The sequence below is a fragment of the Streptomyces sp. NPDC056987 genome (assembly GCF_042673865.1).
Classification (GTDB): domain Bacteria; phylum Actinomycetota; class Actinomycetes; order Streptomycetales; family Streptomycetaceae; genus Streptomyces.
In genome coordinates, this window is record NZ_JBHURV010000089.1 from 1 (window position 1) to 1,942 (window position 1,942).

Annotated in this window: 1 protein-coding gene; it reads left to right on the forward strand. The window is 65.0% G+C overall.

The features are described from left to right. The first annotated feature begins 151 nt into the window (after positions 1 to 151). On the forward strand, positions 152 to 1,837 hold the full coding sequence (locus ACFTZC_RS41905) for an ISAzo13 family transposase (RefSeq protein ID WP_382899359.1): 1,686 nt from the start codon (positions 152 to 154) through the stop codon (positions 1,835 to 1,837). Positions 1,838 to 1,942: the final 105 nt, after the last annotated feature.

The following is a 1,942-nucleotide window of genomic DNA, read 5'->3' on the forward strand; positions in this document are numbered from 1 at the left end:
CAAGCACCGTGCACGCGAGCACCCCGTCGGAAAACAGGACAGACCGAACCTCGCGGCAGTCATCACAAGCAGCAAAGCTGCATAAACTCCAAGCTAAGGGCTTGCAGAGAATCAACCTGTTACTTCCCCTGATCCGGCTCGTTGGTGTGATATGGGCATCTCCGAGTCGATCTGTCACCAACTCGCGGTGAAGTTTGAGGTGTTGTTTCCGCATCTGGACGAGCGGCAGCGACGGCTGATGATGGGGGCTGATGCCCGGATTCTGGGTCACGGCGGCATCCGGGCGGTCGCGCGGGCTGCCCAGGTCAGCGAGACGACGGTCCGCAAGGGCGTGGACGAGTTGGAGGCCGGCGAGGAGCCAATGAACCGGGTCCGCAGGCCCGGTGGTGGTCGGAAGAAGGCCGTGGACCTTGATCCGGGTCTTCGGTCCGCGCTGCTGGCACTGGTGGAGCCTGACGAGCGAGGCGATCCGATGTCGCCGCTGCGCTGGACGGTGAAGTCGACCGGAAGCCTCGCAGCCGAGCTCACCCGTCAGGGGCACCGGGTGATCGCCGACACGGTCGGAGACCTGCTGCGCGAGGAAGGATTCAGCCTGCAGGCCGGCGCCAAGACCATCGAGGGCAGGCAGCACCCCGACCGTGACGCCCAGTTCCGCTACATCAACAAGCAGGCCGGACAGCACATAGATGCTGGTCAGCCGGTGATCAGCGTGGACACGAAGAAAAAGGAACTCGTCGGTGACTACAAGAACGCGGGCCTCCAGTGGCGGCCGGCCGGTGAGCCGGTAGTGGCCAACACGCACGACTTCCTCGACCGGCAGGGACCGGGCAAGGCGATCCCGTACGGGATCTACGACATCGCCGCGAACACCGGGTGGGTCAGCGTCGGCACTGACCACGACACCGCCGCATTCGCTGTCGCCTCCATCCGCCGCTGGTGGCAGGCCAGGGGCCGGCACGACTATCCGGATGCCACCCGTCTGCTGATCACCGCGGACGCGGGCGGATCAAACGGCTACCGCACCCGCGCCTGGAAGGCCGAGCTCAAAGCCCTGGCCGCCGAGATGAGCCTGGACATCACGGTCTGCCACATGCCGCCGGGCACATCGAAGTGGAACAAGATCGAACACCGGCTGTTCTCCCACATCTCCATGAACTGGCGCGGCCGCCCGCTCATCAGCCACGACGTCATCGTCAACAGCATCGCCGCGACCACCACCCGCACCGGGCTGAAAGTCCACGCCGAACTCGACCTGGGCACCTACGACACCGGCATCAAGGTCACCGACAGCGACATCGAGGCCCTGCCCATGCACCGCCACCGCTTCCATGGCGACTGGAACTACACCCTCCATCCCCAACCTCGCGTCACCACCAGCGCAACCCGGGACCCACGGCCGGTCGGCGGCCCGTCCCCGCAGCCCTGCACAAGGGGTCTGCGCGACCCGGAGCTGACCGGCATGCCCGAACCGGCGCTGGACGAACTCACCAACCAACTGGCCATTGACCTGGACGAGTTACGTGAGCAAGGACGGCTCCAGCAACGGGGAGGCGAGCGTATCCGTGCTCGCGGTGCAGGGGCCAAGGACAAGCTGACCACCTCCGACAGAGTCCTGGCCACCGTGCTCTACCTGCGCAAAATCGGCACCCGAGACCTGCTCGCCCAGCTCTTCGGCGTCAACGGCAGCACCCTCACCAGGGCCGTCCACCAAGTTCAGCCCCTCCTGGCCGAACACGGCTACACGATTCCGCCCTCGACAGCCAGGTTCAGCACGCCCACTGACATCACGGCGTTCCTCGCGAACAACTGTCCTGCGGAGATCAAATCAGCATGTTGATTCTCTGCAAGCCCTTAGCTTGGCGTTTATCGCCTGTGGTCGAACATGGCCTCGAACTTGCTGGCGCTTTCGGCTGAGTGCCTGACGCGAGAACGGCCTTCGTTC

Bases quoted from the DNA above. Each gene is read 5' to 3' on its own strand.
- ACFTZC_RS41905 (WP_382899359.1), top strand. From the start codon at position 152: ATGGGCATCTCCGAGTCGATCTGTCACCAACTCGCGGTGAAGTTTGAG.